Origin of the sequence: Natribaculum luteum, from assembly GCF_023008545.1 — an archaeon.
Classification (GTDB): Archaea; Halobacteriota; Halobacteria; order Halobacteriales; family Natrialbaceae; genus Natribaculum; species Natribaculum luteum.
Map to the genome: position 1 here is coordinate 2,709,816 of NZ_CP095397.1, position 24,705 is coordinate 2,734,520.

Annotated in this window: 22 protein-coding genes; 10 read left to right on the forward strand and 12 right to left on the reverse strand. The window is 68.0% G+C overall.

What is annotated here, in order from left to right:
* The first annotated feature begins 24 nt into the window (after positions 1-24).
* The 4 genes from thiE (at position 25) to MU558_RS14030 (ending at position 4,655) form a co-directional block, all read left to right on the forward strand.
* Positions 25-660, forward strand: coding sequence for a thiamine phosphate synthase (thiE, locus tag MU558_RS14015; RefSeq protein ID WP_246967219.1), 636 nt, complete (start codon positions 25-27; stop codon positions 658-660).
* A complete protein-coding gene (gene thiM / locus MU558_RS14020; RefSeq protein ID WP_246967222.1) occupies positions 653-1,486 on the forward strand; it encodes a hydroxyethylthiazole kinase in 834 nt (277 codons plus the stop codon). Before thiE ends, thiM begins: the two co-directional genes overlap by 8 nt.
* A gap of 32 nt (positions 1,487-1,518) precedes the next feature.
* Positions 1,519-3,168, forward strand: a complete 1,650-nt coding sequence (locus tag MU558_RS14025) for an acetate--CoA ligase (RefSeq protein ID WP_246967225.1) — start codon at positions 1,519-1,521, stop codon at positions 3,166-3,168.
* A 62-nt stretch (positions 3,169-3,230) separates the two neighbouring features.
* Positions 3,231-4,655, forward strand: coding sequence for a carotenoid oxygenase family protein (locus MU558_RS14030; protein ID WP_246967228.1), 1,425 nt, complete (start codon positions 3,231-3,233; stop codon positions 4,653-4,655).
* A 167-nt stretch (positions 4,656-4,822) separates the two neighbouring features.
* Here MU558_RS14030 and MU558_RS14035 read toward each other — a convergent pair whose 3' ends face one another.
* Genes MU558_RS14035 through MU558_RS14050 form a run of 4 tightly spaced genes read right to left on the reverse strand, consistent with a single transcriptional unit; the run spans position 4,823 to position 11,163 of the window.
* Positions 4,823-5,563 carry a TorD/DmsD family molecular chaperone gene (locus MU558_RS14035; protein WP_246967231.1) on the reverse strand — a complete coding sequence of 247 codons (741 nt, stop codon included), beginning with the start codon at positions 5,561-5,563 and terminating at the stop codon, positions 4,823-4,825.
* Entirely contained in the window at positions 5,560-8,856 is a 3,297-nt protein-coding gene (locus MU558_RS14040; protein ID WP_246967233.1) for a molybdopterin-dependent oxidoreductase, read from the reverse strand. The genes MU558_RS14035 and MU558_RS14040 overlap by 4 nt, the downstream gene beginning before the upstream one ends.
* Positions 8,853-10,139, reverse strand: coding sequence for an NrfD/PsrC family molybdoenzyme membrane anchor subunit (gene nrfD, locus MU558_RS14045; protein WP_246967236.1), 1,287 nt, complete (start codon positions 10,137-10,139; stop codon positions 8,853-8,855). The genes MU558_RS14040 and nrfD overlap by 4 nt, the downstream gene beginning before the upstream one ends.
* Positions 10,140-10,143: 4 nt before the next feature.
* The gene (locus tag MU558_RS14050) at positions 10,144-11,163 is read right to left on the reverse strand and encodes a 4Fe-4S dicluster domain-containing protein (RefSeq protein WP_246967239.1); all 1,020 of its coding nucleotides are present in this window, start codon (positions 11,161-11,163) and stop codon (positions 10,144-10,146) included.
* Between the two features lie 335 nt (positions 11,164-11,498).
* Here MU558_RS14050 and MU558_RS14055 point away from each other — a divergent pair, with 335 nt between their 5' ends.
* The gene (locus MU558_RS14055; protein ID WP_246967242.1) at positions 11,499-13,394 is read left to right on the forward strand and encodes a bacterio-opsin activator domain-containing protein; all 1,896 of its coding nucleotides are present in this window, start codon (positions 11,499-11,501) and stop codon (positions 13,392-13,394) included.
* Here the strand turns inward: MU558_RS14055 and MU558_RS14060 are convergent.
* Positions 13,391-13,948: a DUF6663 family protein gene (locus MU558_RS14060; RefSeq protein WP_246967245.1), complete on the reverse strand. Its 558-nt coding sequence runs from the start codon at positions 13,946-13,948 to the stop codon at positions 13,391-13,393. The genes MU558_RS14055 and MU558_RS14060 overlap by 4 nt on opposite strands.
* A gap of 114 nt (positions 13,949-14,062) precedes the next feature.
* Between MU558_RS14060 and MU558_RS14065 the strand changes: the two genes are divergently transcribed.
* Positions 14,063-14,362 carry a DUF6199 family natural product biosynthesis protein gene (locus tag MU558_RS14065; RefSeq protein WP_246967248.1) on the forward strand — a complete coding sequence of 100 codons (300 nt, stop codon included), beginning with the start codon at positions 14,063-14,065 and terminating at the stop codon, positions 14,360-14,362.
* A 45-nt stretch (positions 14,363-14,407) separates the two neighbouring features.
* On the opposite strand, the gene MU558_RS14070 is transcribed toward MU558_RS14065, so the two are convergent.
* The 4 genes from MU558_RS14070 to MU558_RS14085 form a co-directional block, all read right to left on the reverse strand.
* Entirely contained in the window at positions 14,408-14,767 is a 360-nt protein-coding gene (locus MU558_RS14070; RefSeq protein WP_345781501.1) for a thioredoxin family protein, read from the reverse strand.
* Between the two features lie 211 nt (positions 14,768-14,978).
* Complete coding sequence (locus MU558_RS14075) at positions 14,979-15,128, reverse strand: hypothetical protein (RefSeq protein WP_246967251.1); 150 nt, start codon at positions 15,126-15,128, stop codon at positions 14,979-14,981.
* Between the two features lie 168 nt (positions 15,129-15,296).
* The gene (locus MU558_RS14080; protein WP_246967254.1) at positions 15,297-16,250 is read right to left on the reverse strand and encodes an NADPH:quinone reductase; all 954 of its coding nucleotides are present in this window, start codon (positions 16,248-16,250) and stop codon (positions 15,297-15,299) included.
* Positions 16,251-16,416: 166 nt separating this feature from the next.
* Positions 16,417-18,141: a formate--tetrahydrofolate ligase gene (locus MU558_RS14085; protein WP_246967257.1), complete on the reverse strand. Its 1,725-nt coding sequence runs from the start codon at positions 18,139-18,141 to the stop codon at positions 16,417-16,419.
* A gap of 157 nt (positions 18,142-18,298) precedes the next feature.
* Between MU558_RS14085 and MU558_RS14090 the strand changes: the two genes are divergently transcribed.
* The 3 genes from MU558_RS14090 (at position 18,299) to MU558_RS14100 (ending at position 20,292) form a co-directional block, all read left to right on the forward strand.
* Positions 18,299-18,511 (forward strand): YgaP family membrane protein, encoded by a 213-nt coding sequence (locus MU558_RS14090; protein WP_246967260.1) that lies wholly within the window; start codon positions 18,299-18,301, stop codon positions 18,509-18,511.
* Positions 18,512-18,634: 123 nt separating this feature from the next.
* Positions 18,635-19,603, forward strand: coding sequence for a D-2-hydroxyacid dehydrogenase (locus tag MU558_RS14095; RefSeq protein ID WP_246967263.1), 969 nt, complete (start codon positions 18,635-18,637; stop codon positions 19,601-19,603).
* Between the two features lie 257 nt (positions 19,604-19,860).
* Positions 19,861-20,292: a universal stress protein gene (locus MU558_RS14100; RefSeq protein ID WP_246967269.1), complete on the forward strand. Its 432-nt coding sequence runs from the start codon at positions 19,861-19,863 to the stop codon at positions 20,290-20,292.
* Position 20,293: 1 nt separating this feature from the next.
* Here the strand turns inward: MU558_RS14100 and asd are convergent, their stop codons facing one another.
* From asd to MU558_RS14115, 3 genes are all read right to left on the reverse strand, one after another.
* Positions 20,294-21,328 (reverse strand): aspartate-semialdehyde dehydrogenase, encoded by a 1,035-nt coding sequence (gene asd, locus MU558_RS14105; RefSeq protein WP_246967272.1) that lies wholly within the window; start codon positions 21,326-21,328, stop codon positions 20,294-20,296.
* A 176-nt stretch (positions 21,329-21,504) separates the two neighbouring features.
* Positions 21,505-21,696 carry a 30S ribosomal protein S17e gene (locus tag MU558_RS14110; RefSeq protein WP_246967275.1) on the reverse strand — a complete coding sequence of 64 codons (192 nt, stop codon included), beginning with the start codon at positions 21,694-21,696 and terminating at the stop codon, positions 21,505-21,507.
* A gap of 145 nt (positions 21,697-21,841) precedes the next feature.
* On the reverse strand, positions 21,842-23,071 hold the full coding sequence (locus tag MU558_RS14115; RefSeq protein ID WP_345781502.1) for a cation:proton antiporter: 1,230 nt from the start codon (positions 23,069-23,071) through the stop codon (positions 21,842-21,844).
* Between the two features lie 212 nt (positions 23,072-23,283).
* Here MU558_RS14115 and MU558_RS14120 point away from each other — a divergent pair, with 212 nt between their 5' ends.
* Positions 23,284-24,690: a DEAD/DEAH box helicase family protein gene (locus tag MU558_RS14120; protein ID WP_246967278.1), complete on the forward strand. Its 1,407-nt coding sequence runs from the start codon at positions 23,284-23,286 to the stop codon at positions 24,688-24,690.
* Positions 24,691-24,705: the final 15 nt, after the last annotated feature.

Consider the following 24,705-nt stretch of genomic DNA (forward strand, 5'->3'; position numbering starts at 1 on the left):
ACGTATCCTCGAGTGGTATCACCCGTGAATCAGCAGAACTGGCGGACGTACCTCGTCACTCAAGAATCGCTCTCGGCGGGTCGATCGACCGTCGACGTCGTCCGTGGGGCGATCGACGGCGGCATCGACGTCGTGCAACTGCGCGAGAAAGGAACGGACGCCCGGTCGCGGTACGAACTCGGCCTGGAACTCCGGGAACTCACCGCCGCAGCAGACGTCGACTTCGTCGTCAACGATCGGGTGGACGTCGCCCAGGCCGTCGACGCCGACGGCGTCCACCTCGGACAGTCGGACGTCCCGCTCGAGGTCGCACGAAACCTGCTCGGACCCGACGCGGTGATCGGCTGCTCGACGTCGACCGTCGCCGAGGCCGAACGGGCGGAAACCGCGGGCGCGGACTACCTCGGCGTCGGGGCGGTCTACGGAACCTCCTCGAAGGACGTCGCCGACGAAAAGAACGGCATCGGCCTCGAGCGCGTGGCCGCGATCGCCGACTCGGTGTCGATCCCGGTGATCGGCATCGGTGGCGTCACAGCCGAGAACGCCGCACCAGTGGTCGAGGCCGGTGCCACGGGCGTGGCCGTCGTCAGCGAGATCACCGCGGCGGACGATCCGCGGACCGCGACCGAAGCGCTCCGGGAGGAGGTGACGGATGGCTGACCGAGTCGACGCGACCGGCACGGCGCTTGCGGACTCGTTGCGGGCGATCCGGGACCGCGAGCCGCTGGTCCAGCAGCTCACGAACGAGGTGACGAAAAACGACCTGGCGAACGTCACACTCCACTGGGGTGCGCTGCCGGTCATGGCAGACGCCCCCGGCGAGGCTCCGGAGATGGCCGACCTCGCCGGTGCAATCTTGCTCAACACCGGCCGGATGACCGACTCGAACGTCGAGGCACTATGCGCCGCCGGCCGGCGTGCGAACGAACTCGAGGTTCCGGTCGTCCTCGACCCCGTCGGCGCGGGCGCGACGCCGACCCGCGAAGCGGTCCACGAGCGCCTCCTCGACGAGGTCGAGTTCGCGGCGATCAAGGGTAACTACGGCGAGATCAGTCACCTGGCGGGCGTCGAGGCGGAGGTGAAAGGCGTCGAGTCGATCGGCGACTACGCAGAGATCGACGAGACGGCTCGAGCGCTCGCGGACGCGACCGGTGCGGTCGTCGTCGCCTCCGGCGTGACGGACGTCGTCGCCGACTCGGACGCCGTCTACCGGGTGCGCGCCGGCCACGAGATGCTAGGCGAGGTGGTCGGCACCGGCTGTATGCTCGGCGCGACTCTCGCGGCCTTCTGCGGTGCCGGCGACGACGACCTCACACCGAGTCTCCACGGCACGCTCGCCTACGGCGTTGCTGGCGAACGGACAGCGGACCTCGAGTACAATGGGCCGGCAAGCTACCGGATCAACTTCCTCGACGCCGTCTACGGGCACACCCCCGCAGTCGCCGAGTCGCTCGACCTCGAGGGTCGCGTCGAACGAGTCCTGTAAAGCTCTAAGTTTCGACGCCGAGACGACCCGCCATGGTCTGGCACGTCATGCCGACGTACGATCGGTACGAGCGCGCTCGAGCCGACTTCGAGTGGGACCTCCCCGATCGGTACAACCCCGCCGTCGACTTCCTCCGGAAGCACGAGGACGCAGACCGGGTCGCGCTGCGGTACGAATCGCCCGCGGACGGCCTCGAGACGTACACGTTTCGCGACCTCGACGAGCGATCGGACCGGCTCGCGGCCGCGCTCGCGGACCTCGGCGTCAGCGAGGGCGACCGGGTCGGCGTCGTCGTCCCCCAGAAGCCCGAAAATCCGCTCGCACACCTGGCGAACTGGAAACTCGGCGCAGTGTCGGTGCCGCTTACCGTCCTGTTCGGCCGCGACGCGTTGCAGTACCGCCTCGAGGACAGCGCCGCGACGGCGGTCGTCGTCGATCCGAGCGTCCGCGAGACGATCGACGAGGTTCGCGAGGAGTGTCCCGACCTCGAGCACGTGATCGAACTCGGCGGCGGCGATGCAGTCGAGGGAGACGCCCACGCCTTCGACGACCTGCTCGCGGCTCACGAGCCGGGGATCGACGTCCACGAATCGACGCCGGAGACGCCGACGGCGATCATGTACACGAGCGGCTCGACCGGCCCGCCGAAGGGCGTCCGCCACAGCCACGCGCTGTGGCTCGGTCGTGCCGCGGCGGCGTACAACTACTTCGATCAGGGACTCGAGGACGCGACGCTCTGGACGCCCGCCGACTGGGCGTGGGGCGCGGCCCTCGGCGGGACGCTGTTTGCTGCCTGGCACCACGGCTGCACCGTCGTCGGCTGGCCTCGCGAGGGGTTCGACCCCGAGGACGCGTACGACCTGATGGCCAGCCACGGCGTCACGCACGCGTTCATGCCGCCGACGGCGCTGCGGATGCTGATGGGCGTCGACGATCCCGAATCGCGATGGGACCTCGCACTCGAGACGCTCGCCTCCGCGGGCGAACCGATGACCCCGGAGATCGTCGGCTGGGTCGAGGAGACCTTCGAGGACGTCGCGATCAACGAGTTCTACGGCCAGACGGAACTGAATCTCGTCGTCGGGAACTCCTCTAGCTGGTTCGAGACGAGACCGGGAAGTATGGGAAAGCCGCTGCCGGGCTACGAGGTGGCCGTCCTCGACCCCGAGACGCGCGAGACGCTGCCGCGGGGCGAGATCGGCGAACTCGCCGTCAAACCGGGCGATCGGCGCGTGTTCTTCGACGAGTACTGGGGGCTCCCGGAGAAAACCGAGGCGAAGCGAACCGAGGACGGGTGGTTCCTCACCGACGACCTCGTGAAACGCGACGAGGACGGCTACGTCTGGTTCCAGTCGCGTGCCGACGACGTCATCCTCACGAGCGGCTACCGCGTCGGCCCGATGGAAGTCGAGAAGGCGATCCTCCGCCACGACGACGTCGAACAGGTCGGCGTCGTCGGCGTTCCGGACGAGGTCCGCGGTGAGGCGATCGCGGCGTACGTCCAGCCGACGACCGAGGAGTTCGACGCCGACGCGCTCCGCGAGGAGATCCGGGAACTGGTTCGCGACCGACTCGCGGAGTACGAGTACCCCCAGCACGTCGAGTTCGTCGACGAACTGCCGACGACCTCGAGCGGGAAGATCCGTCGTCTCGACCTTCGCGATCGGGGCCTCGACGAGTGAGCGGCCACGACCTCGCGTTCGCCGCGGATGGTTTCATAGTCCTTCGCAACGAGTGACATACCGTGTCGTCACCGTCCGCACCCGCGTACGAACTCGGCTTCCGGTCGGTCGATCGAGAGTTTGCGTCACGACCGCTCGCGGTCGAGGGATCGATTCCGGAGTGGCTGTCTGGAGCGCTGATTCGCAACGGCCCCGGGAAGTTCGAGGTCGGCGACGAGCGGGTCAACCACTGGTTCGACGGACTCGCGATGGTGCGCCGGTACGCGTTCGACGACGGCGCGGTACGGTACACGAACCGGTTTCTCCGGACCGAGGCGTACGAGAACGCGAGCGACGGGCAAAGCGTCGGCGAGTTCGCGACGGGCGGCGGCGGAACGCGGGCGCTGTTCCGGTGGCTCCGCGCGCTCGGACCGCCGGAGCCGACGGACAATGCCTGCGTCCACGTCGCTCGGCTGGGCGACGAGTACGTCGCGCTCACCGAAGCGCCCCGCTGGGTCGCGTTCGACCCGATCACGCTCGAGACGCGCGGCGAGTTCGGCTTCGAGGACGACCTCGAGACGCACCTGGCGAGCGCACACCTCGTCGTCGACGAGCACCGGGCGGAGACGATAGGGTACGGAACCGAGTTCGGTCGGCCACATCAGTTCCACCTGTACCGCGTTCCCCACGGCGAACCGGAGCGAGAACGCATCGGCTCCGTGACTGCCGAGGGCCCGGGGTACGTCCACAGCGTCGCGGTGACAGCCGGCTACGTCGTCCTGGTGGAAGTCCCGCTTCACATATCCATCCGACGGGCGCTCTCCCCCTGGACCGAGGGCCTGCTCGATATGCTCGAGTACCGACCCGAGCGTGGAACGCGGATCGTCGCCGTCGACCGGGAGACGGGCGCGGTGGCCGTCGACCTCGTGACGGAGCCGTTCTTCACGTTCCACCACGTCAACGCCTTCGAGACCGACGGGGCGATCGTCATGGACCTCGTCGAGTACGAAGACGACGCCATCGTCCACGCGCTCTCGTTCGACACGCTGCGCGAGGACGCCTTCACCGCCGCTCCCGACGGCCGGTTCGTGCGATACCGCGTCGACCTCGACGACGGGACCGTCGCCCGAAGGCGGCTCTACGACGGCGGCCTCGAGTTGCCGACCGTGCCACCGGCCGTCCGGACCCGATCGTACCGCTACGCGTACGGGCAGGCGACGGACCGGCGGGGTGCCAACGGTCTCGCGAAGATCGACACCGAGCGCGAGACGGCAACGGAGTGGTGGGAGCGATCCGTCTACGTCGAGGAACCCCGCGTCGTCCGGCGACCGGACGCCAGCGCGGAGGACGACGGCGTCGTCCTGGCACCGGCGCTCGACACGAAACGCGAGCGGTCGATGTTGCTCGTCTTCGACGCGGCGACGCTCGAGGAACGCGCGCGGGCCTACCTGCCCCACGCCGTCCCGTTCGGGTTCCACGGCCGGTTCTTCCGGGACGCCCTCGAGTGAGCGCTCATAACGATGGCTGTGAGTCGTTCCCGCCGCAACCGCGAACCGTCTTGCGGTTGCGTCGGCAACCAGTCACAGCCACCATTATAACGATGGCTGTGAGTCTTTCCCGCCGCAACCGCGAACCGTCTTGCGGTTGCGTCGGCAACCAGTCACAGCCACCATTATCACTCGACGCCGACTCGCACGTCCCACGCCGCGACGGTGCGGACCAGGGCGACCAGCGCAGCGAAGACGCCCTCGCGCGCATCGCGTTCGGCGACGGCTTCGTGGAACGCGTCGAGCCAGCCGAGGTCCGCAAGCGTCTCCCGCTGGAGGTCACACAGCGCGGCGGCCATCTCCACGTCGCCGCGCGCTCTGTGACGCGCTTCCGCGTCGGCGAGCGACGCGAGGAACTCGAGGATCGCGGCGACGTGGTCCGGGATGCCGTCGCCGTGTGCGGGAGTGAATCCAACCCGCTCGTAACGGCGCGCCATCGCCGCTGCGGAGTCTCCGAGGAGTTCCCCGGCCTCGCCAGCGTCGTGGTACCGCGAGTCCGACTCGAGCCCCTCGCTCGGGTCGGTCGCGTATGCGGAGGCGAACGGCGGCACGTAATGGGGACCGGGCACGACGAACAGGTTGTCGTACCCGATCGAAAGCGCGTCCGCGTCGTACGTCTCCTCGAGGAGCGGTTCGAGGTCGACGTCGGCCTCGTTCGGGACGAGCGCCGAGAGGCGGTCGAAGGTCCCCTCGGCGATCGCCGCCTCGAGAGTGTCGACGTCGCCGTCGAGCGCGGCGGCAAGGAGCGCGTACACCCGCGAGCGCGACCGGAGGAGCGCGGGGTCGCGTGGCGAGACGTCCGCGGGTCGTCCGCTCGAGTCGGGGGCTGGCTCCCGGACGCGATCGGCAACCGACTCGGGGTCGCTCACTCGCCGTCACCTCGCTTGCGGACCTCGACGTAAGCGTCGAACTGGGCGTTGCTGCCGCCGACGAGGTCGCTCATTCCGGTGTCGCCCAGTTCGGTGTCGAGCGGCTGGAGATGGTTGACGGCGAAGCCGGCGTCGCGGCCCTTCGCGTAGCCGGCCTCCTCGCGCGTCGGGGTGTCGAACTCGTAGGGGGTGTGGCCGTACCGATCGACCGGCTCTCGAGTCGAGCCGTCGACGGTCTGTGCGGTCGCGCCGTCGCCGGTGCGCCCCCATCCCCACATGGTCCCGACGACACCGGGCCGGATGCCGTTCGTGACCATCGCGGTCGCCTCGACGGTTCGGCGACCGGCGTCGATCTCGATCGCGTCACCGTTCTCGATGCCGCGTTCCTCGGCGTCTCGCGGGTTGATCCACAGGGGATTCTCCGGGCGCGTCTCCCGCAGCCACGGGCTGTTGTGCGTCCGGGTCATCCCCTGGGTGCGTGGCTTCCAGTTTATCAACTGCAGCGGCCGATCGGGTGCGTCCTCGGAGACGACAGGGACCTGCACCGACTCGTCGTAGTGGCGGACGTCGTCGACGCGAGGGAGTGGATCGAACCGTTCGCCGGTGTAGGAGTGTTTGCCCGTCGCCACGACTTCGCTGTAGAAGTTTACCCGCGATCCGAGTTTGTACCGCATATGCTCGCCGTCGTAGGCGTTCGACCGGTCGCCGTACCGGCCGGCGTAATCGTAGTCGTAGCCGTGTTCGGCGAACGCCTCCTCGTAGTCCTCGACCGGTTCCTCGAAGCGACCGCCACGGTTGAGGACGGCGACGACCTTCCGCCACTCCTCGTCTCTCACGGCCGCCCGCCAGCGCTCGAGGTCGAAGTGCTCGCCCAGGCCCTTCTCGTGGGCGTTCCGAAACACCGCGAGTTCCTCGTCGCTGGCGTCGGCGACCGGGTCGCCGTCGTAGGCGACGTTCGCCACGAGCTTGAGGTAGAAGTCCTCGGCCCGGTGGAGCGGCCAGGTCTCGCCGTCGGCGTCGAGGATGGCGTCTTCACCGACGCCCGGCAGGTCCATGCGCTTCCAGATATCGATCAGTACCTCCTCGAACGGCCGGGCGTCCGGAACGACTTTCACCGTCGGCTGGCTGATCTTCTCGTCCGCGAGCCGTTTGTTCGGGTAGGTGCCGAAGTTCTCCCAGCGCTCGAGGTAGGTCGGCTCCGGCAGCACGTAGTCGGCGTACTGGCTCGTATCGCCGATGACCGTGTCTGCGGCGACCACTAGCGGGATGGCGTCCTCGTCGGCCAACACGTCGGGGATCTCGTCGCCGCCGGCGACCGCCATCACGTGGTTGTTGGAGTACGGCCGGATGAACAGCGCCCCGATCGAGTAGGGGTACTCGTCGTCGGCGCTCGCGTAGAGTTCCTGGACCTCGTGTGGCGGCGCGACGGGGAACCACGGCCGCTTGGCCGGATAGCCGTCGTCGCGGTCGAACAGCGTCGTCTCCTCGTAGGAGACGCCGCCGCGAACGATCGGGATCCCCCACGGCTCGTACCCGTCGGGGACGGTTCCGAGGTCGTACCGGCCGCTCATCGTGGCGAAGCCGGCGTAGGGCGTGATCTGGCCCCCCTTCCAGTCGTAGTTGCCGATCAGGTGCTGGAGGGTGGCGACCGCACGCTGGGTGTAGAACCCGTTCGAGTGTTTCGCCGGGCCGCGGTAGGCCATGATCGCCGCGCGCTTGCCGTGGCTCGTGAACTCGTCGGCCAGTTCCGCGACGTCTGCGACCGAGACGCCGGCCATCTCGGCGTACTCCTCGAGGGTGTACTCGAAGACGCGCTCTCTGTACAGCGTCCACGCGCTCTTGACGCGCCGTCCGTCGATCGTCAACTCGACGTCCAGGACGCCCTCGTCGGCCTCGCTCGCGGGAACCGGCTCGCCCGTCGTGGCGTCGACGACCACGAACTCGTCCCCGTCGCCGCCTCCGGCCGTCTCGAGACCGAGGTCCGCGGCTCGAGCCTTCGGCGCGGCCTCCTCGTCGACGAGGACGAGGTGGGTGGCGTCGCTCCAGGTCGGCTCGCCGTCGTCTGCGGCAGCTGTCTCGGCGGGGTTTCGGAGGTACTCGACGTCGTGGCGGTCGTGCTCTACGATCCACCGGGCCATTCCCATCGCCAGCGCGGCGTCGCTGCCGGGATCGACCGGAACCCACTTCTCGGCCTTCTCGGCGGTCTTCGACAGCCGCGGGTCGACGACGTCCATCCGCATGCCGTCCTGGATCGCGTTCGTCAGCTTCGGGGCGAGCCACGTCGGCCCCTTGTTGGCGACCATCGGGTTCGTCCCCCAGACGAGGAGGTACTCGCAGTTCTCGACGTCGGGGTACTGGCGTTTCTTCTGCCCGGCGTAGGAACGGACGTTGCCCATCACGCTCGAGAACCCGCAGGTGCCAGCGTGGTGGTGGCTGTTGATCGACCCCAGTCCCTGGTGCCACAGGCGCGTCCGGATGAAGTTCCGCCGGAAGCCGCCCACGTCGACGATCCGGTTCGCCTTCGGGCCGAGGTCGGGGTGGTCGGTGTCGATGAGGACGTCCTCGTAGCGCTCGTCGAACTCGCTTCGCTCGAGGTCGCCGTTCTGGACGGCCTCCCAGTCGGCCATGACCTCGTCTTCGGGGGCGTACGCCCACACGTCCCTGATGCCGGGGTGACCGAGTTCGTCGTCGCCCTCGACGATCTCCTCGATCGCCTGCTCCCAGGAGATCGTCTGCCACTCGCCGCTGCCTCGCGGCCCGACGCGTTTCATCGGCTTGCGAACGCGGTAGCTGTCGAATGCGGTCTGGATACCCGCCTGTCCTTTCAGGCACATCCGGCCGCCCGACAGCGACCAGCGCGCGGTGTCGACGTCGCCGGTGCCCTCGAGGTCGCCGGTCGCGACGTCCTCGGGGTCGCTCCCGTAGGGAACCTGGGCGAACGGCTGCGTGTTCAGAAACGAGTAGGGGTTGCCCGCCAGTTTGCGCACGAGCGAACTGTACTGGCCGTCTCCGGACTCGTCGGCGAGTCGCACCGTGATCGGGCAGAACGTGTTGCACTGCCCGCAGGTGGTGTACAGTACGTCGTCGGCGTCGTACTCGCCGTAGTCCGTGCCGACGCCGTGGTCATCGTCGTCCGTCCAGAGCGAGGACGGGTCGAGGTCGAACGTCGCGTTGCTGGCGGCGGCGACCGCGCCGATTCCGGCGGCCGCCTTGACAAAGTCGCGTCGATCGAGCGACGGCTGTTCGTCGGAACTGTCGGGTGTCGCGTCTGCGTCTGGATCGTGAGAACTCACGTGTCGTCACCTCCGTTGGGAGTCGACTCGAGCGGTTTCAGGGGCAGTACCTCCGCGCCGAGCGAGTACAGCAGCAGGCCGACGGCGACGATTCCCAGGCTTGTGAGCCACTCGACGGTCGAGGGAACGTACGAGCCGTGGGGCAGGCCTTCCATCACCGGAAGGATCTGGGGTGGGACGACGATGTTGAACCGGACGGCCACGATGCCGACCACGACGAACAGCCCGGCGATCGCCGCCGGGAGCGGCGACCGTCGCCACGAGCGCTTGCTCAAGATGACAAGCGGGAACACCCAGCCGAAGCCGACCATGAACCACCAGAACGACCACGACATCTCGCCGAAGAGGATGACGAGCCACGTCTCGAGTTCGTGCGGGTGGAGGCTGTTGATCGCGATGAGTGCCTCGATGGCGGTGAGGGCCGCGTCGGTGAGGACGAACGCCGCGAGCAGCTGTCCCAGCCGGTCCAGCAGGTCGCGGTCGACGGCGTCGCCGGCGATCAGTTTCGTCCGGACGACGTAGAGGATCGTCACGAGCGCGGTTCCCGAGACCACCGCCGAGACGACGAAGATGATCGGGAACAGCCCGCTGTTCCAGTACGGCCGGGCCTTCGCGACGGCGAACAGCACGCCCGTCCCGCCGTGGACCATGAAAATCGCCAGCGGGATGCCGACCAGACCGGCGCGTTTGAGCCACCGACGGTCGGTCCGTCCCGATTCTTCGCCCGTCGACGTGCGTCCGAGGGTCAACAGCCGGCAGAGCGTCGCTCGCCAGCCACGAGCGCGCGCCGCGACGCGTGCGAGGTCGAGGCGCATCGAGAAGTACAGCTCCGTGACGAGGACGGCGACGTACGCGACGTACGCGTGAACCTCCCAGGACAGCGCCGAGGTCGGCTGTCGCCAGACGAACGGGTAGTACATGCGGTCCATCCGGCCGAGGTCGACCCAGACGAACAGCAGCGCCACGATCATGCTGATGACCGCGGCGAACAGCGCGTCCCGGTCGATCTGCTCGAAGCCCTCCATCTCGAAGACGTTGGCGAGCGTGCTCACGAGGAACGCGCCGGCCGAGAGGCCGACGAAGTAGATGTAGAACGCGACCCACGCGCCCCACGGGGTCACACTCGAGAGGTTCGTACTCGCCATGCCGACCGTGAGCCGTCGCCACGTCGCCCACCCGCCGACCAGCAGGAGGACGGCGAGGAGGCCGTACCACGCGTACCGGACCGTCTCGCTCCGGAACCCGGGGTCGTATCGTTCCGTGATGTCCGTTATCGTCGACATGGTTCTATTTCAGGTAGTAGACGTTCGGATCGGTCCCTTCGGCCTCCTTCAGCTGGAAGGCCCGCGAGGAGTCGGCCAGCTTCGACACCTCGCTATCGGGGTCGTTCAGGTCGCCCGCGTTGCGAGCGTCGCCGATGCACGTCTCGACGCAGGCTGGCTCTTCGCCGCGGTTCAACCGGTGTGTACAGAAGCTACACTTGCGCACGTTGCCGACCGGCGACTCGCCGTCGGTTCGCGGCCCGCGGTCGACGCCGTACTCCGGGCTCTGGACCTCGCCCGCGCCGTCGACCTCGTCGTAGTTCTCGCCGAAGTCGAAGTAGCGCGCGCCGTACGGACACGCGATCATGCAGTACCGACAGCCGATACAGCGGTCGTAGTCGACGTTCACGACACCGTTTTCCATCTTGTACGTCGCCGACACCGGACACACCTGCACGCAGGGCGGGTTGTCACACTGCATACAGGGCCGGGGGACGTTCGTCCGCGTGACATCCGGGTACGCCCCGTGTTCGTCCTCCATGACGACGTTGTACGTCACGCCGGGCGGCGTCCGGTTCTCGGCCTTGCACGCGACCGTACACGAATCACAGCCGACGCACTTCTGGAGGTCGATCACCATGCCCCATTTCTCGTCGATCCCGCCCTCGCTTTCCTCGACCGCCGTCACCTCGAGCGACTCGGCGACGCGTTCCATCGAGCCGACCGAACACGACAGCGACTCGGCGACCTCGTCGTCGATCGTCTGCTCGCGGTGATCGACGGCGGGATTCGGCGTCTCGCGGTAGTCGTCGCCGAACTCCGCGGCGGCCGCGCGGTCGTACTTCTGCCAGTACGCCTCGCTCGACAGTTCGCCGCGACCGACGCGGCGCGCGTCCTCGGCCATCGCAATACCGAGGTCGGTCCGATACGCCGTCTTCTCGAGTTCGTCGCGCGGGTCCAGCGCCTCCCGGTCTACCATGGCGTCGAGTGCCTCCCGGCTGGGGTCGTCCGGGACGCTCGGCAGCGGCTCGTCGGTGCCGCTCATCGCGACCCACCGGCCGTCGGCCGAACCCGTACCCACTGTTTCGAAGTCATACAGGTACAGAGAGGGTCCCCAGGAGGCTGAGCGGACTACCGATACTGTTGGGCACGCTCGCAGGCGCAGCGTACCCACGACGGTCGGATACCGATACTGTTTGGGACGGTGCGTCGACCTCGAGGTCGCTCTCACCGAAACGGTCGAAATCGACGCCGAGATAGTTCGAGTCGCCTTTCTCCCGGAATCCGGGACTGCGTGACGGGCTATTTGTGTCGACGAGCCGTCCAGTCGCGTATGGTCGTCTTCTGGTCGCGACGAACGGGCCGTCGGGGGTGGTGGCAGTGAACCCGCTACTCGCGTTATCGATCGCGTTGCGACTCGCGGGGACGGGGTACTCGGTCGCGTTGCTGTACCGCAGTGGCGACCGGCGGTTCGCCTTCCTGACCGTAATGGTGGGGCTCATGGCGTCGCGCCAGCTCTGGACGGCACAGACGGCCGGCGGGACAGGACTCGAGGAGTTGCCGGGGCTGGTCGTCAGCGTCCTCGCGGTCGCGACGGTCCACTACCTCGCGCGGTACGTCGCCGAGGAGAGTCGCATCAAGACGGAACTCGAGGAGACGAACGATCGCCTGCGGAGTTTCCGAAAGGCCGTCGAACACGCCGGCCACGCCATCTTCCTGACCGACACCGAGGGAACCATCGAGTACGCGAATCCCGCCGTCGAGGACGTGACAGGGTACGAACCCGACGAAGTCGTCGGGACGAACCCCCGCCTGTGGAAATCCGGCGAGCACGAGGAGGCGTTCTACGAGGACCTCTGGACAACGATCACCGCCGGCGAGGTGTGGGACGGCGAGATCATCAACCGTCGAAAGAACGGCGATCTCTGCTGGGTCGACATGACCATCGCCCCGATCACCGACGCGGACGGCGACGTCGAGCAGTTCGTCGCGGTCGACACCGACGTCACCGACCGCAAGGAGCGCGAACTGCGCATCCGCGAGCAGAAGACGCGCCTCGAGTTGCTGAACACGACCAACGAGGTCATCAGGGATGTCAACCGCGAACTGGTGCAAGCCGACTCGAAAGCGGAGGTCGAGGCGGCGGCCTGCGAGCAGTTCGCCGCGGCCGACCCCTACGAGTCGGCGTGGATCGCGACCCGGAACGTGGTCAACGACGCCGTCCGGGCACAGACGAGTACCGGCGTCGACGACGACACCCTCGAGGCGGTGATCGCGGCGATCAACGACGCCGATCGCGAGACGGCCGTCGACCGGGCACTCGAGACCGACGCGACCCAGGTCGTGGCAGGGACGGACGAGGGCGGCGACCGGTACGCGGCGGTCGACGCGGCCGCCACGGTCGCCGTTCCGCTGTCGTACCGCGGTGCACGCTACGGGGCGCTCGTCGTCCACGCGAGCGATCCCGGCGCTGCCGACGCGGTCGACGTCGACGTCCTCGACGAACTGGGCGAGACCGTCGCGTACGCGATCAACGCCGCCGAGAGCAAGCGGTTGCTCGTGACCGATCGCGTGACCGCGCTCACGTTCCGGCTCACCGCCGGAGACGACCCGCTGGTGGCGCTCGCCGACGACCTCGAGTGCGAACTCGCCCTCGAGCGCCTCTCGTCGAGCGGCGACGGCGACCTCGTCGCGTACGTCACCGTCTGCGAGACCGCCGCAGACGACGTCCTCGAGTACGCGGCCGAAAGCGACGGCGTCGACGACGCACAGGCCGTCTGCGATCGAGACGACGAGTGCCTGTTCCGGTTCGTCGTCACCGGATCGTCGATCGTCGCCACACTCGCGGAACACGGGGCCGTCGTCCGGTCGCTCTCTGCCGACGGCGGCGAAGGGCGGCTCACGGCAGAACTCTCCGAAACAGCCGACGTTCGCAGCGTCGTCGAAGCCGTCTCCGGGTCACACCCGGGTGCCAGCCTCGTCGGACAGCGCGAGCGCGAACGGACGGCGGAGACTCGCGGGGAGTTCCGGACGACACTCGAGGAGCGATTCACCGACCGACAGCGCGAAGCCATCCAGCGTGCCCACTTCGGTGGCTTCTTCGCGTGGCCGCGGGAGTCGAGCGGCGAGGACCTCGCCGAACAGATGGACGTCAGCCAGTCGACGTTCCTCCAGCACCTCCGCGCCGGCCAGCGGAAGGTCTTCGAGGAGATCTTCGACGCCGACGAGGCGACCGACGTCGACCGTCGACGCGGCGTCGCCGCCAGCGCCGACTAAAGATAGGTGTCGCGCATCGTCTCCTCGAGCAACCCGTCGGGATCGAGGACGATGTAGACGAGCACGAACGGCTCCTGCGGGTCGAGCACCCACACCGAGAACGGCGGCGCGGTGGACTCGGCGGCGCGGGCGACCAGCGGCTCGAGGGGTTTGACGCCGTCGCGAAACTCCGCGAAGAGGTCGCGCTGGCCTGGCTGGTCGGCGAAGGTGTAGACGACGCCGTTCGGTTCGTTGTCCGTGCTGTAGGTGACCCGTGAGTTCATCGCCTCGCCCGCCGACCGCGCCTCCTCGAAGCAGGCCTGGGCGGCCTGGAAGATCGGCTCGTCGGTGCGGACGAACCGGAATCGCGTCTCCTCGAGCACCTCGCAGTCGGCGACCGTGGGCGTCTCGTCGTCCCACTCGAGGGACGCCTCTACGCGATTGCCGGGGGTGACGTCCGGCGCGGCGTCCGCCGGAACGTACGTCGGGTCCGCCGACTCGACCTCGAGGAACAGCCACTCGTCGTCGCGTCGTCCCGGGTACACGCGGAACGTACCCGCCGTCGTGGGGAGCATCACCCGCCGGTTGGTCGGGGGGAAGTAAATATGTTCCAGGACGCCCGACGGAGGTCTCGACCCGTCGAGATCGAGACCAGACGATTCATGTCACTCGAGGTGAAACAACCACGCATGGTCACATCTGGACTCCGAAAGCTCTGGTACGGCTGGATGATCGTGCAGGGTCTCGCCGCCGCCGCGAGCCCCCGGCGAAGCCTCGCTCTCAACCTCCGAATCTGGGGCTGTGGCTTCGAGAACGTCGCCGACCTCGAGCCCAGGCCGTGGTACGTCCGGCTGGTTCGCGCCGCTGGCGTCGGACTGGTCGCGGCCGGAATCGCTGGCGTCCTGCTGGAAGACAGAGCCCAGGCCGAACAGATGGCGGAGTCGGAACTCGAGGCGGGCGCGGAGACGGAGACGGAGACCGCGGCCTGACCGGTCCGATCCGACGGACGACTATTTTCGATCTCGGTGACGTCGTCAGCGATTGCGTTCTGCGTCGACCCACTCGCGGAGTTCCTCGGCACCGACGAAGCCGTCCGCGCGGCGTGCGACCGGGTCGCCGTCGGCAAACAGGACCAGCAGGGGGACGCTGCGAACGTCGAAGCGGTCGACGAGCGGCGGATCGTCGCGCGGGTTGACCGTCCCGACGACGGCATCCGTCGAGCGTGCGACGCCGCCGAGCACTGGTTCCATGCTCTGGCAGATGCCACAGCCTTCGGTATAGAACTCCACCAGCACGAGCGGGTGACTCGAGACCAGGTCGTCGAGGTCGTCCTCGTCGGCGAGCGACACCGGTCGGTCGGGCGTGTCCGTCGTGGCGTTCGTATCGTCAGTCACGCGTCGACGTAGGTGTCGGAGCTATCTCTGTGTTTCGCTGACAGACGGTACCACGGAACGATTCGTCTCGTCGACCGTCCCCGAACTCGGTCTACTTGCACGACGGTCGTGTTGCACCACAAGTGACAGCCTCCCGGCAGTATCGGCGACGAGCGACGGCGGCGAGCGACGGCGGCGAGCGGGACGACAGGACGCGCGAAAACGAGGTGGGTCAGTACTTGAGTTCCTTGGGCATCACTTCGACGAACGTTTCGCTTCCACAGACGGCACACGCCTTCGGTTTGCCGTGGCGTGCGTAGACGACCCCACAGCTGTCACACGCGTAAAACGGCCGTCGTTCGTGTTCGCCGGGTCTGGTCATACCGGCCGTACACCGCGTCTCGTCAAATGGGTTTCCCCGGACCCCGACTCGAGTCGGTGAGACGAGGGCGACGACCTCGAGTGCCGTCAGACGGACTACTGTCAGTCATTTCCGGTGCAATCGCAACCGTCCTGCGGTTGCACGGGTAAATCGGTACAGCAGACCGTATCAGGGAACGACGACGAGTTTCCCGAGGAAGCTCTCCGAGAGGACGTCCTCCTGTGCGTCGGCGACGTCCGCCAGGTCGTACGTTCGGTCGACGACCGGTTCGACGTCGCCACGTTCGTACAGCCTGGCGAGACGCTCGAGGACGGCCGCGACGTCGGGCGTGTTGAACATGCTGACGTGGTGGACGGTGAGCGCCTTCCCTCGCGCGGCAGGGACGTTCGGGAACGTCGCCTCGAGGTCCGTGTTACCGATCGCGGCGACGTCCGCGTCGAAGGCCGCGACGCGACAGTCCAGCCCGAGGTAGTCGTCGAGTCGGTGATCGAGGATCGCGTCGGGTGCGCCCGCGGCCTCGATCCGTTCCTCGAGGTCGTCGGCCGCGTAGTCGATTACGGTCTCGGCACCGAGGTCGGCGAGACGGTCGTGGTACTCGGGGGCGGCGGTCGTCGTCACGTCCGCGCCCGTCGCGGCGGCGAGCTGGACGGCGACGTGTCCGACGCCGCCGTTGCCGCCGTGGACGAGCGCCCGCTCGCCGGGCTCGAGGTCGCAGGCGTCGACGAGCGACTGCCAGGCGGTGACGCCGACGAGCGCGCCGGCGGCACCCGTTTCGAAGTCGACCGACGCGGGCAGCGTGGCGGCGAGGTCGTCGGGGACGGCGACGTACTCGGCGCAGGTCCCCGGATCGTCGTTGCCCAGCCCGGTCGCGAACACGCGGTCGCCGGCCTCGAAGTCGGCGTCCGCGCCCGTCTCCTCGACGACACCCGCGACGTCGGAGCCGGTGATCCAGGGCAGGTCGCCAGGCGGGTACGACCCCTCGCGGAAGTAGGTGTCGACGGGGTTGACCGCCCCTGCTTCGACGCGAACGAGGAGTTCGTCGGCAGCCGGTTGGGGTCGGTCGATCTCGTCGACGGTCAGTACCTCGGGTCCGCCGTGGTCGTGGTATCGAACGGCGCGCATACGGACACGAAGAACGGCCGTCGTAAAAACGTCCGCGAGGCGTGCTCGAGTGGGTTCATACTGCCGGACAACACGGTTCAGACATCGATCGCACTCGAGACGCTGTCGTCGCTGACGACAGCCGTCGAGACGCGATCGAGTAGTCACTGACTGTTGTCCGGTAGTATCAGAACAGCCCGGTGATCGTCCCGTCCGCCTCGAGGTCGACGTCCGTCGCGGCGGGGTCAGACGGCAACCCGGGCATCGTCAGCACGTCGCCGGTGAGCGCGACGAGAAAGCCCGCGCCGGCCGCTGGCCGAATCTCGCGGACGGTGAGCGTCCAGTCGGTCGGGACGCCCGTTCGTTCGGGGTCGTCCGACAGCGAGTACGGCGTCTTCGAGAGACAGACCGGCAGCTCCTCGAGTCCGAGCCGTTCGATCCGCTCGAGATCGTCGGGTGCCGAGTCGACGTACTCGACGTCTCGAGCGCCGTAGACCTCGGTCGCGACGGTCTCGATCGCCTCGCGGACCGTCGCAGAGGAGTCGTACAGCGGCTGTCCCCGTCCCGGTTCGTCGACGGCGTCGGTCACCAGCTGGGCGAGTTCCGTGCCACCCTCGCCGCCGTCCCGGTGGACCGTCGATTCGGCGGCCGGAATCCCCCGCTCGGCGAACGCCTCGAGGACGGCGTCGACCTCCTCGTCTGTATCCTGGGGGAAGCGGTTGAGCGCGACGACGACGGGCATCCCGAGGCGCTCGAGGATCTCGACGTGGGCGAGCGCGTTCTCGAGGCCGTCCAGGGCGGCCTCGACGTCGGGTTCGGCCAGTCGCTCTGTCTCGCTCGGCCACATCGACAGCCCCTGGCGTTTCAGCGCGCGGACGGTGACGACCAGCACCGCGGCCTCGGGTGCGAGCCCCGTCTGGCGGGTGACGACGTCGACGAACTTCTCCGCACCGAGTTCCGAGCCGAACCCGCCCTCGGTGACGAGGTACTCGGCACCCGCGAGTCCGACGCGGTCGGCGATCGCCGTGTTCGTCCCGTGGGCGATGTTGGCGAACGGGCCGCCGTGGACGAACGCGGGGACGCCCTCGATCGTCTGGACGAGGTTCGGACGCAACGCGTCGCGAAGCAGAGCGGCGACGGCACCGCCGACCTCGAGGTCGGCGACCGTGACGGGGTCGCCGTCGCGGTCGTAGGCCACGACGATGCGCTCGAGTCGCGCCTTCAGGTCCGCGTAGTCCTCGGCGAGGCCGAGCGTCGCCATCAGTTCCGAGGCGGCGGTGATCTGGAAGCCGCCTTCCCGCGGGACGCCGTTTGCCTGCCCGCCGAGACCCAGGACGATCTCCCGGAGTGCGCGGTCGTTGACGTCGAGCGCTCGAGGCCAGGTGACCGATCGCGAATCGATCGGCGGATCGGCTCCGTGGTGGAGGTGTGCGTCGACCGCGGCGGCGACGAGGTTGTGAGCCGACGTGAGCGCGTGGATGTCACCGGTGAAGTGGAGGTTGATGTCCTCCATCGGGAGGACCTGCGAGTAGCCGCCGCCGGCAGCGCCACCCTTGATGCCGAAGACGGGGCCGAGGGAGGGCTCTCGAATCGCGACCGCCGCCGACTCGCCGCGTTTGGCGAGTGCCTGGCCGAGTCCGACCGTCGTGACGGTCTTTCCCTCGCCCTGGGGCGTCGGCGTCATGGCCGTGACGAGGACGAGGTTCCCCGTCGCTTCGCGCTCGAGCGCCCGCTGGAGCGCGTCGACCGACGGCTTCGCGACGTGGTCTCCGTAGCGCTCGAGGTCGTCCGGCTCGAACCCAAGCTTCGCTGCGACGTCGGAGATCGGGCTGGGCGCTGCCGCACGTGCGATCTCGAGGTCGTCCGGTACGCTCTCGTCTTCGTCTTCCGGGTGGGGATCTGGTGGCGACATACCCGATCGTACGAGGGCCGGGGACAAACGTTCTGGCTGCCGTTCTCGTTCGACGGGAACGACGACCGAATCGGCCACGCGGACAGTCGCTTTCGTCGACTCGTGTGAACCCTTTTGGCCGTTCGAGGCGAAGATCGGCTGTACAGCGGGTGTAAGTATGGAAAAGAACGTGGGCGGGATCGATCGAACCACACGCATCGTCGTCGGAGCGTTCCTCACTGTCGCCGGAGTCGCCGGACTGGCCGGCTACTGGGCCGTCGGCATCGCGATCGGTGTCGCAGCGCTTCTGGTCGGAGTGATCCTCGTCGTGACCGGTACGACCCAGAAGTGCCCGATCAACGAAGCCGCAGGCGTCGACACGACTCGGTGACGGATCGACGGCGCGTCGGCGCTCGAGAGCGCTCGAGACGCACCGAATAGACGTAGTCGGCAGACGGCCAATCGAATCGCCGGGGACCACAGATTCTTGCCCGATCGTTGCGAGTGTCCGTGCATGGCCGACGAGTTCGACGTCCTCGTGCTCCGCAAGGGGACGCACGGAACGCCAGTCGAGGAGTACGCAGCGGCGATCAGAGAGCGACTGCCCGAGACGGACGTTCGCCTCGCACGGACGCCCGCCGAGGAGCGCGAGGCGATCCGGGACGCGCGGTTCGTCACCGGCATGACTCTCGAGGAGGAGCTGCTCGAGACCGCCGCCGACCTCGAGGTCTTCGCGTGTGCCTACGCGGGGACGGGTCACCTCCCGCTCGAGCGCCTCCGGGAACGGGGCGTCACGGTGACGAACGCCTCGGGCGTCCACGGGCCGAACATGGGCGAGCACGTCCTCGGGTCGATCCTCTCGTTCACCCGTCGGTTCCACGTGGGCGCGCGCCGACAGCGACGCCGGGAGTGGCGCCACTACCGGGCCCACGAACTCCAGGGATCGACCGTCACCGTGGTCGGACTCGGCGCGATCGGGCGGGCGGTCGTCGAGCGCCTCGAGCCCTTCGGCGTGGAGACGATCGGCGTCCGGTACACCCCCGAGAAGGGTGGGCCAACCGACGAGGTGGTCGGCTTCGACGACGACGCCGTCCACGACGCGCTCGCACGAACGGATTACCTCGTGCTCGCGTGTCCGCTGACGGACGCGACGCGCGGGTTGATCGACCGCGAGGCGTTCGTCACGCTGCCGCCGGAGTCGGTGCTCGTGAACGTCGCTCGCGGCCCCGTCGTCGACACCGACGCACTCGTCGAGGCGCTTCGGTCGAACTGGATCCGCGGGGCCTCTCTCGACGTCACCGATCCCGAACCGCTGCCCGAAGACCACCCGCTGTGGACGTTCGAGAACGTCCAGATCACGCCACACAACGCCGGACACACGCCGAAGTACTACGAACGACTGGCCGACATCGTCGCCGAGAACGTCGACCGGATTCGCGAGACCAGCGAGACGGACGGTCTCGAAAACCAGGTCCTGCCCTGACTCGCGGGTTCATATCGCCTGCTGTACCTGTTTCCCGGCGCACCCGCAAGCCGTCCGGCGGTTGCCCCAGAACTGACGTACAGCAGACGGTATCAGGCTCCGGTCTCGCTTCCGGCGCGCTCGAGTCGACGCGGGTTTATCACATTCGAGGCCGAACCCTCGGCCAGCATGGATTCACCACGAGTTCGTCGCGTCTCGAGGCGACACGAGAGGGCTGCACACGAGAACGACGGCGTCCACCGGGCGGTGACCTCGCGATGACGCTCTCGTTCGACGGGCGGGTGATCGTCCCCGTCGCCGATCCGGACGACGCCGAACGGACCGCGGCCACGCTCGCACCGAAGATCGAACCGACGGGTACTGCCGTCGTCGTCTACGTCGTCGAGAAAGCCGGCGGCGGCATCGACAAGGCGTCGGTCGAACAGCGCGAGGGGTACGCCGAGCGGATCTTCGAGCGCGCCCGCCAGCCGCTCGAGGCGGCGGACGTCCCGGTCGAGACCGAGATTTTGTACGGGACCGACGTCGTGGAGACGATTTTCGACGGGGCGATCGACTGGGACGCGGACGCGGTGGCGTTCGTACCGCGACAGAGCAATCGTCTCGTGGAACTGCTGACGGGCGACGTGGCCCGAAAACTGGTCAGGAACGCAGAGATACCCGTCGTCGCTCTCCCGCAGGACGGCGAGTGAGCTAGAGGTAGCCCTTCTCGAGCAAGAGTTCGCCGTTCAGGACGCTCGCGCCGGCAGCCCCGCGGATCGTGTTGTGGGCGAGACAGTTGTACTGGAGACCGAACGTCGACTCGCGGATGCCGCCGGCGGCGATGGCCATGCCGTCGCCGAGCGTGCGGTCGAGTCGCGGCTGTGGGCGGTCGGGTTCGTCGAAGACCTCGATGAGCTGGTCGGGCGAGGACGGCAGGTCGATCGAGGGGTACTCCCGCATCGCATCGGCGGCCTCCACGGGAGTGAGTTCGTCTTCGGTCTCGACGAAGACGTTCTCGAGGTGGCCGTCGATCGTCGGGATGCGGTTACACGAGGCCCCGACCTCGACGTCGTTCAGCTCGAGTTCGGCCCCGTCGAACGTGCCGAGCAGTTTGCGCGATTCGGTCTCGAGTTTGTCCTCCTCGCCGCCGATGTAGGGGATGGCGTTGTCGATGATCTCCATCGAGGTGACGCCGTCGTAGCCCGCACCGGAGACTGCCTGCAGGGTGGCGACGTGGACGGTCTCGAGGCCGTACTCGGCGAGGGCGGCGAGCGTGGGGACGAAGGTGATCGTCGAGCAGTTCGGGTTCTTCACCATCGCGCCGTCCCAGCCGCGTTCGTCGCGCTGGACCTCGAGCAGGTCGATGTGGTCGGCGTTGACCTCGGGGATGACCAGCGGCACGTCTTCTGCCATCCGCGCGTTCGAGGAGTTCGAGGAGAGCACGTAGCCAGCCTCACAGAAGCCGGGTTCGACCTCGGCACCGACGCTCGAGGGAAGCGACGAGAAGAGCAGATCGACGTCGTCGGGAACCTCGTCGGGATCAGTCGCCGTGACGGTCATCTCGGCGACGTCCTCGGGAATGGGGCTGTCGACGCGCCACTTGGCCACGTCGCGGTACTGTTCGCCCGCGCTCGAGTCGCTCGCGGTGAGTGCGGCGATCTCGAAGTCGGGGTGTGGGTCGAGGAGTCCGATCAATCGCTGTCCGACGGCGCCGGTCGCGCCAAGTACGCCAACTCGTACTGCCATTGACGGCCCTCGGTGACGGTGGTCTAAAACCATTTGGGTCGTGTCACGGTTTGCATCGGCCGGAACGCCGCGGTCGGCACTCGCCGGACACGAGGCGGTGGCCGACGCTCGCGATCGGCGTCGACGGGGGACGGCGTCGCAACTCGAGGGACGGAGAATCGAGACGAGAATCCAGTTTACGCCGGAACCTGTGCGCCCTTCTTGCGGGTGACGTAGCCCGCGATCCGGTTGCGAACGCCCTTCGAGTCGATGTTGGTCAGCTTCTCGACGCTGTCTTTGTTCTGTTCGAAGTCGGTCGTAAACGCGTCCGGGTATCGCTCGAGCAGGATGTTCCCGGTCTTCTTGACGTAGGCCGGTTTGATTGCCATACAGAGTGGTTCCGTCTAGAGGCCCTTATAACGCACCATTTCTGCTGATCGACGACCCGGGTTCATACGGACCGCTGTAAGTACTTACCGCAGCGACCGCCCGACGGGACGCGGTCGCTGCGGAAAATAGTTACAGCAGACCGCATCAGTCGTCCGACTGGATCACGCCGAGTGCGGCCGCGATCTGTCTCGCGAAGCCCGCCTCGACGACGACCGTCACGAGGATGACCAGAAAGACCGTGCCGAGCAGGACCTCCGCACCCGCGGGATCGGAGGGCGGCGTCTCCGTCTCGAGGCGGATGGCAAAGAGGGTCGCGACCGATGCGGGGACGATCCCCCGAGGCCCGACGAAGCTGATGAACAGCCGTTCGTGGGTCGAGAACCCTCCACCGGCCGTCGAGACGAAGACGAGCAGCGGGCGAAGCAGCAGCGTCAACACGGCGACGACCGCGAGGCCGGCGACGCCGAGCGCGAGGAGTTCCGAGAACTCGAGCAACGCCGCGAGCGTGATGAAGACGAACGAGAGGACGAGCAGCGTCACGTCCTGGTTGAACTGCAGGATGCTCTCCCGGTGGGGGAGTTCGAGGTTCCCGAGGGTAAAGCCCGCGGTGGCTGCGGCCGCGATGCCGGCCTCCGAGAACACCGAGTCCGCGATCGCAAAGGCGACGACTGCTCCGGCCAGCGCGAGTAACCGGGCCGTCTGTGGTGCCGCCTGCTCCGGGAGGTCGACCCGCGTGAGGAGATACCAGACGACGCCCGCGATCGCGAGGCCGGTGAGGATTCCCATCCCGAGGCGCTGTGCGAACAGGAAGACGTACCCTCTTGGCGCGAGTTCCTGGGCCGTCATCGCCTTGAAGAGGACGATCGCGAGGATCGCCGCGGTGACGTCGTTGACGATCCCTTCTGTCTCGAGCGTCGTCGCGACCTCCTCGCGGACGGGAACGACCGCGAGGATCGGCGTGATGACCGTCGGCCCGGTCGCGACCAGCAGCGCGCCGACGAGAAGCGAGACGTCCAGACTCGCCCCGAGCAGGAGCCGGACGGTCAGGGCGGTCCCGACGAACGCCATCGCCGCGCCGACCGTGATCAACCACCAGACCGCCCGCGGTGCGTTTCGGACGGTCTCGTGCTCGAGTCGGAACGATCCCTCGAAGACGATGATGGCGACGCTCACCCCGACGATCGTCGAGAGCGCCTCCCCGAAGGTGTCGGTCGTGATGACGCCGAGTCCCTCGGGGCCGATGGTGACGCCCGCGACGATGAGAAACAGCACGCTGGGGACGCGGTACTTCGCGGCGAGAAACTGGGCTGTGACGCCGAATGCGACGATGGCCGCGACGAGCGCGATGAGGTCGAGGTCGACGTGGACGGACACCGGTTCACCGACCCCCTCGACTGCGACGTTCGACGTGGTACTCGTCGGACGAACTGCCGATCCGCCATCGCGAACCGTGCGTCACGGCCGCCCGGCGCTGGCCGGATGTCGCGACCGACATGGCCCGTGCTACGACACCCACCGACAAAATCCTCATCCCCTTCCGCACGTGGGGGTCCACCTGCAGTCGATCCACCGCGGTCGCGGGAACTATGTACGCGCCGCCCCGACCACACGACGTGGCTCCGATCGAACTCGAGTACGAAGACGGGACGATCCGCGTCGACGGCGGCGACGCACTCGAGGCGATCCCGTGGCTCGAGGCCGACCAGCGAACGGGAGGCCGTCGCGCGCCGGCGTACCGATACGCCGACCTCCGCGCAACGCTGGACGACAGCGGCCTCGAGTACGTCGATCGCGTCCTCGACCTCGATTCCCTCTCGGCGCTTCACTCGGCGTACGAACTGCGGTCCTACCAGCGCGAGGCGCTCGACGACTGGCTCGCGACCGATCGCTGGGACGGCCGCGAGACCTCGACGCGAGCGCCAGCGGGCGTGCTCGAGTTGCCGACCGGCAGCGGGAAGACGGTCGCCGCGCTGAAGGCGATCGAACGGCTCGCCGTGCCGACGCTCGTGGTCGTTCCCACGATCGACCTGCTAGAGCAGTGGGCACGCGAACTCGAGCGGGAGTTTTCGCTCCCGGTGGGACGGTTCGGCGGCGGCGAACAGCGACGCGAGGCGATCACGGTCTCGACGTACGACTCGGCGTACCTGAAAGCCGACGTCGTCGGCGACCGGTTCGGCTGCGTCGTCTTCGACGAGGCCCACCACCTCGGCGGCGAGGGCTACCGGGAGATCGCCCGCCTGCTCGCCGCTCCCGCACGGCTGGGTCTCACCGCGACGTTCGAACGCCCCGACGGTGCACACGAGGTGATCGAGGACGTCGTCGGGCCGCGCTGTCACCGCGTCGCCGTCGACGAACTCGCCGGCGACCACCTCGCCGACTACGACGTCAAGCGACTCGAGGTGTCGCTGATGCCCGAAGAACGCGAGGAGTACGACCGGAACCAGGAGGTGTTTACGAACTACCTCGCACGGTCGAACCTCCAGCTTCGAAGCGGCTCGGACTACCGGGAACTGGTCAAACGCTCCGGCTCCGATCCCAGGGCGCGCGAGGCCCTGCTCGCCAAACAGCGCGCCCGCGAGATCGTCTTCGGCAGCGAGGCGAAAGTCGACGCGCTCGAGGAGATCCTCGACGACCACCGCGACGATCGGACCATCGTCTTCACCGCGTACAACGACCTCGCGTACGACGTCGCCGAGCGGTTCCTGATCCCGGCGATCACCCACCAGACGGGGGCGAGCGAGCGCCGAGAGATCTTGGAGCGGTTCCGCGAGGGAACCTATTCGCGCGTGGTGACCTCGAACGTACTCGACGAGGGCGTCGACGTACCCGACGCCAACGTCGCGGTCGTGCTCTCGGGCAGCGGCAGCGAGCGCGAGTTTACCCAGCGCCTCGGTCGCATCCTCCGGCCGAAAGCCGACGGCGGCCGCGCCCTGCTGTACGAGGTCGTCAGCGGCGATACCGCCGAGGAACGCGTCGCCGACCGCCGTCACTGATCCGACTGCCGGACT

Excerpts from the sequence above, each read along its gene's own strand:
- thiM (WP_246967222.1), top strand. The coding sequence starts at position 653 with ATGGCTGACCGAGTCGACGCGACCGGCACGGCGCTTGCGGACTCGTTG.
- MU558_RS14025 (WP_246967225.1), top strand. The coding sequence starts at position 1,519 with ATGGTCTGGCACGTCATGCCGACGTACGATCGGTACGAGCGCGCTCGA.
- nrfD (WP_246967236.1), bottom strand. The coding sequence starts at position 10,139 with ATGTCGACGATAACGGACATCACGGAACGATACGACCCCGGGTTCCGG.
- MU558_RS14050 (WP_246967239.1), bottom strand. The coding sequence starts at position 11,163 with ATGAGCGGCACCGACGAGCCGCTGCCGAGCGTCCCGGACGACCCCAGC.
- MU558_RS14060 (WP_246967245.1), bottom strand. The coding sequence starts at position 13,948 with ATGCTCCCCACGACGGCGGGTACGTTCCGCGTGTACCCGGGACGACGC.
- MU558_RS14065 (WP_246967248.1), top strand. The coding sequence starts at position 14,063 with ATGGTCACATCTGGACTCCGAAAGCTCTGGTACGGCTGGATGATCGTG.
- MU558_RS14075 (WP_246967251.1), bottom strand. The coding sequence starts at position 15,128 with ATGACCAGACCCGGCGAACACGAACGACGGCCGTTTTACGCGTGTGAC.
- MU558_RS14080 (WP_246967254.1), bottom strand. The coding sequence starts at position 16,250 with ATGCGCGCCGTTCGATACCACGACCACGGCGGACCCGAGGTACTGACC.
- MU558_RS14085 (WP_246967257.1), bottom strand. The coding sequence starts at position 18,141 with ATGTCGCCACCAGATCCCCACCCGGAAGACGAAGACGAGAGCGTACCG.
- MU558_RS14090 (WP_246967260.1), top strand. The coding sequence starts at position 18,299 with ATGGAAAAGAACGTGGGCGGGATCGATCGAACCACACGCATCGTCGTC.
- MU558_RS14095 (WP_246967263.1), top strand. The coding sequence starts at position 18,635 with ATGGCCGACGAGTTCGACGTCCTCGTGCTCCGCAAGGGGACGCACGGA.
- MU558_RS14100 (WP_246967269.1), top strand. The coding sequence starts at position 19,861 with ATGACGCTCTCGTTCGACGGGCGGGTGATCGTCCCCGTCGCCGATCCG.
- asd (WP_246967272.1), bottom strand. The coding sequence starts at position 21,328 with ATGGCAGTACGAGTTGGCGTACTTGGCGCGACCGGCGCCGTCGGACAG.
- MU558_RS14110 (WP_246967275.1), bottom strand. The coding sequence starts at position 21,696 with ATGGCAATCAAACCGGCCTACGTCAAGAAGACCGGGAACATCCTGCTC.
- MU558_RS14120 (WP_246967278.1), top strand. The coding sequence starts at position 23,284 with ATGTACGCGCCGCCCCGACCACACGACGTGGCTCCGATCGAACTCGAG.